General features: G+C 46.5%; 6 protein-coding genes. 2 read left to right on the forward strand and 4 right to left on the reverse strand.

What is annotated here, in order from left to right; genetic code table 11:
- Positions 1-78: 78 nt before the first annotated feature.
- Positions 79-351 carry a hypothetical protein gene (locus ACFQ2O_RS19445; RefSeq protein WP_377531929.1) on the forward strand — a complete coding sequence of 91 codons (273 nt, stop codon included), beginning with the start codon at positions 79-81 and terminating at the stop codon, positions 349-351.
- A 194-nt stretch (positions 352-545) separates the two neighbouring features.
- Complete coding sequence (locus tag ACFQ2O_RS19450; RefSeq protein ID WP_377531931.1) at positions 546-944, forward strand: NUDIX hydrolase; 399 nt, start codon at positions 546-548, stop codon at positions 942-944.
- Positions 945-1019: 75 nt separating this feature from the next.
- On the opposite strand, the gene ACFQ2O_RS19455 is transcribed toward ACFQ2O_RS19450, so the two are convergent.
- The 4 genes from ACFQ2O_RS19455 to ACFQ2O_RS19470 all read right to left on the reverse strand — a co-directional run bounded on the left by ACFQ2O_RS19455 (position 1020) and on the right by ACFQ2O_RS19470 (position 5344).
- Positions 1020-1769 carry an SDR family NAD(P)-dependent oxidoreductase gene (locus ACFQ2O_RS19455; RefSeq protein ID WP_377531934.1) on the reverse strand — a complete coding sequence of 250 codons (750 nt, stop codon included), beginning with the start codon at positions 1767-1769 and terminating at the stop codon, positions 1020-1022.
- A gap of 3 nt (positions 1770-1772) precedes the next feature.
- Positions 1773-2489 carry a type IX secretion/gliding motility protein PorT/SprT gene (gene porT, locus ACFQ2O_RS19460; protein ID WP_377531937.1) on the reverse strand — a complete coding sequence of 239 codons (717 nt, stop codon included), beginning with the start codon at positions 2487-2489 and terminating at the stop codon, positions 1773-1775.
- Between the two features lie 11 nt (positions 2490-2500).
- On the reverse strand, positions 2501-3223 hold the full coding sequence (ubiE, locus tag ACFQ2O_RS19465; RefSeq protein ID WP_377531940.1) for a bifunctional demethylmenaquinone methyltransferase/2-methoxy-6-polyprenyl-1,4-benzoquinol methylase UbiE: 723 nt from the start codon (positions 3221-3223) through the stop codon (positions 2501-2503).
- Between the two features lie 147 nt (positions 3224-3370).
- On the reverse strand, positions 3371-5344 hold the full coding sequence (locus tag ACFQ2O_RS19470; RefSeq protein ID WP_377531943.1) for an OmpA family protein: 1974 nt from the start codon (positions 5342-5344) through the stop codon (positions 3371-3373).
- Positions 5345-5453 lie beyond the last annotated feature (109 nt).

The raw sequence follows: 5453 nt of genomic DNA on the forward strand, positions 1-5453 counted from the left end.
GCAAATTTTTGAAAACCATAGGATTACTTCTACGTTTTCTTAGGGATAAAGCAAATTTCTAAAAACTAAAATAAAATTATGGAAGCATCAGACTTGAAAAACAAAGCAGACAAAGCTAACCCAGAACATAAAGAAGGACCAGTAGCAGCAGCTATTGAGCAGTATACATCTAAAATACCATCAGATGTTTACCTGTGGGCTGCATTAGGCTCAATGGGTGTTTCTGCCACTCTTAAAGTTTTGAAAAAAGACGAAGAAGCACTTTTTGTAGGCCAATGGGCACCCTCTTTCTTACTGCTAGGCCTTTATAATAAGATTGTAAAGGAGTTCGGTTACGACAGAGATAAGTAAGATCATTCTTAACCTTATTTACTTAAAAGAGGAAGCGTATGCTTCCTCTTTTGCATTTAGGCCCTCCGGTTTTCAGTAGGATACTTACCTCCCATAAGTATGCTACAGTTGCTCCAGCAGCTTCTTTTATACTTGCTCAGAAAGAGCCAATACGTAAGTTTGTACACGTATAAGCCCTACACCAACAGCTAAAGATGACTATAATTGACAAACTTGCCTGGATAGAAATCAAGGATAACAAAATATTAAGCACCCGAAGCCGGGGCAAGGACACGTTTTACATACCCGGAGGCAAGCGCGAAGCAGAAGAATCTGATCATCAGGCGCTGATACGTGAGGTAAAGGAAGAGCTAAGTATAGAGTTGGTGGAGCACAGTATAAGGTATGTCGGCACTTTTATGGCGCAGGCCCACGGGCACCCGACAGGCGTTGATGTGAAGATGCAATGCTATAGCAGCGATTACCAAGGTACCATTAAGGCAGCCTCAGAAATTGAAGAGGTAGTATGGCTCGGCTACAAAGACTGTAACCTCGTATCGCCCGTTGATCAGATTATATTCGATTGGCTAAAGTCGGAAGGCCTGCTAAAGTAAAGTATAAAGAGTTAAAACGACACCGCCTCCTGTGGCTTATGCTACAGGAGGCGGTGTCGTTTTGTTAGCAGCAGGCTACTGCTTGTTTACGATAGTGGCAGATGCCTGCGCCGTTGGCAGCACCAGCACCTCTGCTAAGTTCACGTGCGCAGGGCGCGTCACAATAAAACTGATGAGTTCAGCAATATCCTGCGCCTGTAATGGCTCATAGCCTTGGTACACTGTGGCAGCCTTGGCAGTATCACCCTTGAAGCGTACATCCGAAAATTCCGTCTCTACAAGCCCTGGGTTAACTTCAGACACTTTTATGCCCTGTTGTACCAGATCCATGCGCATCGCCTTGGAGAGCGCGTCTACGGCATGTTTAGAGGCACAGTATACATTGCCGTTGGGGTACACTTCCTGGCCTGCAATAGAACCGATGTTCACGATATGACCTTTCTGCGCCTGCTGTAATAGCGGCAGCACTGCTTTGGTTACATACAACAGGCCCTTCACGTTTATGTCAATCATAGCATCCCAATCGTCCAGAGAGCCATCCTGAATTGGAGACAAGCCATGCGCATTTCCGGCATTGTTTACCAGCACTTCTACAGCTCGCCATTCTTCCGGAAGCGAATCTATTGCCTGCTGCACCGCATCCTTGTCCCGTACATCAAAAACAAGCGGGTATACCTGGCTATTGCCTAGCTTCTGTTTAAGCTCCTGCAGGCGCTCTTTCCGGCGGCCTGTGGCAATAATGCGGTATCCTTTGCTGGCTAATTCAATGGCAGTGGCATAGCCTATACCTGAAGTGGCTCCGGTTACAAGTGCGATCTTGGTCATCTTTTATTCGAAGAAAAGTATGAGTGATACGTTGTGGTTTGTCAATTTTTGGATGTAGGCGCTGTAGTTGCTTTCCTGCACCTGCTTGTGCTGGTTGATAAGGCCATGCGAAAAGCGCAGCTCTGGTGCGAATTTAAAGAAAGGATAAAATATATCCAGCCCCAGGCCGTATTCCAGCGCCAGATCGAAATCCTCTATCTGTAATTCGTTTATGCCTTCGCCGCCGTTGTTGCCTTTGCCCAAGTCTATGCCGGGTTTTATGCCGGCTACCAGGTAGGGTCTGTAATTAGAGCGGCGTTTAGATTTATACTTTAAAAGCAAGGGCAGTTCTACCATCACGTTATTCAACGTCTGTTCGTCCTGCTCCAGGCGCTCGCCTGTTTCGGTAGGTGCATTGTTATACTGAATGGTACGGCTGTAGAAACCCACACCCGGCACAAAGCGGGCATCCAGGTACTCAGCCAGACGCACGTTTAGCACCAGGCCTGTATAAAAACCGATATCAGTTTTTGTATTGATAGATACCCGAGGTGTACCGTTTGCATCTGCGCTTTGCAGTTGGTCTACATAAGCCTGCGAGTGTTGCAGGTTATACTTGGTCAGCGGCATAGCCAGGTAAAAACCGTAATGCACCGGCCGATCGTCGTAGCCTGGTTTATTCAGCGTTTTAATTTTTTGCTGCGCCTGCGTAGTGTTGCCAAGCAACAGCAGTAGCGCCAACAGGCTAAGGGTTATTTTTTGCCTGTGTAGATGGAGCTTATTCCAAATGTGAGTGAATGCCATTTCGTGCTGCTAAATCCGACTTTTTGGTAAATTTTTAAGAAATCCTGCCCATCCGGAAAGGCCTGCACCGACTCCGGTAAATACGTATAGGCAGCATTGTCTTTAGAAACGAGTTTACCTACCACTGGTAGTATATTCTTGAAATAAAATTGATAGAGCTGTTTCATCGGAAAGCTGCGTGGCTTTGAAAACTCCAGCACCACGGCCATGCCACCCGGCTTTAGTACACGGTGCATTTCAGAAAGGCCTTTCTCCAGATTCTCGAAATTGCGCACGCCAAAAGCCACGGTAATGGCATCAAAGGTATTATCTGCAAAAGGCAGGTTTTCTGAGTCTCCGTATAGCAGCTCTATTTTGTTAGACAGGCCTCGCTTGGCCAGCTTCTCACGTCCTACGGCTAACATGCCTTCTGAGATGTCTACTCCCGTAATTTTATCTGGATTCAGGCGCAGTGTTTCGATGGCAAAGTCGCCGGTGCCCGTGGCAACGTCCAGTACTTGCTTTGGTTTTGTAGGAGCCAACAGGCTAACCGCCTTTTTTCTCCAGATAATATCTATACCGGCGCTCAAAAAGTGGTTCAGGAAATCATAATTGCCCGCTATGTTATTAAACATCGTGGCCACCTGCGACTTTTTATCGCCGTTCTGATCTTTGTAAGGTACTACCGCCATGGGTTGAAATGGAATGTGTTATGAGGCAAAAATACTGTACCTAAAACTATAATCCGCAGAATATGTTCCGAAATATAAAAAAAGCAGGCCGGGCATTTGCCCGGCCTGCTTTAAAGTATCGTATTAGTAGCCTTTCGGCTTTAGCTACTACTGGTTGTTTTGCTGGTTCTGACCTTCACGCGGAAGCACTTTGAACATGGTTCTGCGGTTAAGCTGCATGTTCTCAGATGTTGTATTTGGTACAGCTGGTCTGCTTTCGCCATACGTTACCGTAACCATACGCTTAGGAGAGATACCTTTGTTTACCAGGTAATCAAACGCAGCATCAGCACGGTTCTGACCTAGAGTCATGTTATAAGAGTCAGAAGCTCTTGCATCTGTATGGCCCTCAATGCTGATATTCAGTGTTGGGTTAGCCTTTAGGATGGCAGCAATCCTGTCAAGCTCCTGCACCGACTCCGGACGCAGGTTATACTTGTCTGTCTGGAAATAGATGTTCTCCATCTTGAAGTTTCCTGGCACATTCTTCACAAGCGTACCAGTAGAGTCTACAAAGTTGATATAGAAGTTCTTGGTTATATCTGTCGTATCGTTCAACACGATCGGAACCTCGAAATCCATAGTTTCAATTACACGGCCATCCATTGAAAGCTGCACCTGGTAGTTACGTCCAGAAAGAACCGTTACGCTGTAGCTGGCAGAATCCGTTTTGGTTACATCGCGGTATGAAATTGGTCTCTTATCAGCCTGAAGGCCGTTGAAGATCAACTCTACACCTGGTATGGCAATGCTATCAGCCTGCGTAAATACCTGACCTTTAACAGTAGTGTTTTTGATGTAGTTGATGGTATAGATATCTTTTTCTCCGTAACCACCAATGCGGTAAGAAGAAAGATAAGCATAGCTGCCATCAGGGGCAAGGCGGTAATAGGTGTCGTCGTCTGGTGTGTTGATTGGCGAACCAAGGTTTACCGGGCGTGCCCAGCGGCGAGCAACAGAGTCATACTTGGCAGAGAAGATATCGTATCCGCCCATGCTGTTATGTCCGCGTGAAGCAAAGAACAACGTACCGTCGCTGGCAAGGTATGGGCTATCATCATCAAAAGCTGTGTTGATGGTTTTGCCCAGGCTCTTAGGGTTGCCCCAGTTACCGTTCTTGTTACGCTGAATCATGTAAATATCAAGGTCACCGTTCTCAGAGTAGTGGCTTGTAGAGTAAAACAGGGTGTTTCCATCTGGAGTGATATAGGCATCTGACTCAAAGTCTTTCGTATTCACTTTGTCGCTGATGCTCTTTGGCGCACCCCAGCTACCATCTGGCTGGCGCTCGGCCACCATAATATCGCCGTTGTTAGTTGATTGGTAAAGCAACAACTTCGTATCGTTGTCAAAAAGCTGGATCGAGGCATCGTGGCCCGGGCTGTTAAGGGCACCAGGTACAATACGCGTTTGCTGCCACTCATCTTCACCTAAGCGAGTTGTCTCAAAAATATCTTCGTAGAACTCACCATCACGAGCCTCCTGGCCACCGGTTACATTCTCAGCACGGGAAGTAAAAAGCAGGTAGTTGTAGTCTGACGAAATAACCGGGCTATGCTCAGAATAAGCAGTGTTCACAGTGCCGCCCAGGTTCTTTACGAACACATCTTTCGGGTTAGCCACTTCGCGCTTGGCGTTTTTAGAATACTGTATCAATTGCGCCACTTCCTCTTTCAAGCCAATGTTGCGCTTCGGAATTGCCTTCTGATACGTCTGGTAATGCTCTACTGCTCTATCAAAGCGGTAATTGATATGGTCTACGCGACCTAACCAGTACTCCAGATCTCTGTCTACGTTAGGCTTCACCTCCTGTGCACGGTACAAATACTCTGCAGCCTTCTCTTTGTCGAAGGTCATGTAGCTGATACCAGCATAGTAAAGTGCCTTCGCGTTATCTGGATCTGCAGCGAGCACTTGCTCATAGTATGGCAGGGCAGCGCGGTAGTTTTCCTTATCGAATAACTTGTTTCCTGTACGCAGGAGTTTTCTGGTGCTTTGCGCCGAGGCAGCTGAGGCGGCCAAAAGGCAAACCATCGCCAGCAACAGAGAAACCCGTGAGAACGATTTGGCTAAATGATTCATGTGTAAGAGGGTTTGTTATAATTTCCTTGTAATTGTATTGATAATAAATATTTTAAACCTGCTGCTTAGCCTATCAGCTAAATCAACGGGTTTTGCTTCTATACGCGAT

Origin of the sequence: Pontibacter rugosus (genome assembly GCF_042678745.1) — a bacterium.
Lineage (GTDB): Bacteria > Bacteroidota > Bacteroidia > Cytophagales > Hymenobacteraceae > Pontibacter > Pontibacter rugosus.

Excerpts from the sequence above, each read along its gene's own strand:
- ACFQ2O_RS19445 (WP_377531929.1), top strand. The coding sequence starts at position 79 with ATGGAAGCATCAGACTTGAAAAACAAAGCAGACAAAGCTAACCCAGAA.
- ACFQ2O_RS19450 (WP_377531931.1), top strand. The coding sequence starts at position 546 with ATGACTATAATTGACAAACTTGCCTGGATAGAAATCAAGGATAACAAA.
- ACFQ2O_RS19455 (WP_377531934.1), bottom strand. The coding sequence starts at position 1,769 with ATGACCAAGATCGCACTTGTAACCGGAGCCACTTCAGGTATAGGCTAT.
- ubiE (WP_377531940.1), bottom strand. The coding sequence starts at position 3,223 with ATGGCGGTAGTACCTTACAAAGATCAGAACGGCGATAAAAAGTCGCAG.
- ACFQ2O_RS19470 (WP_377531943.1), bottom strand. The coding sequence starts at position 5,344 with ATGAATCATTTAGCCAAATCGTTCTCACGGGTTTCTCTGTTGCTGGCG.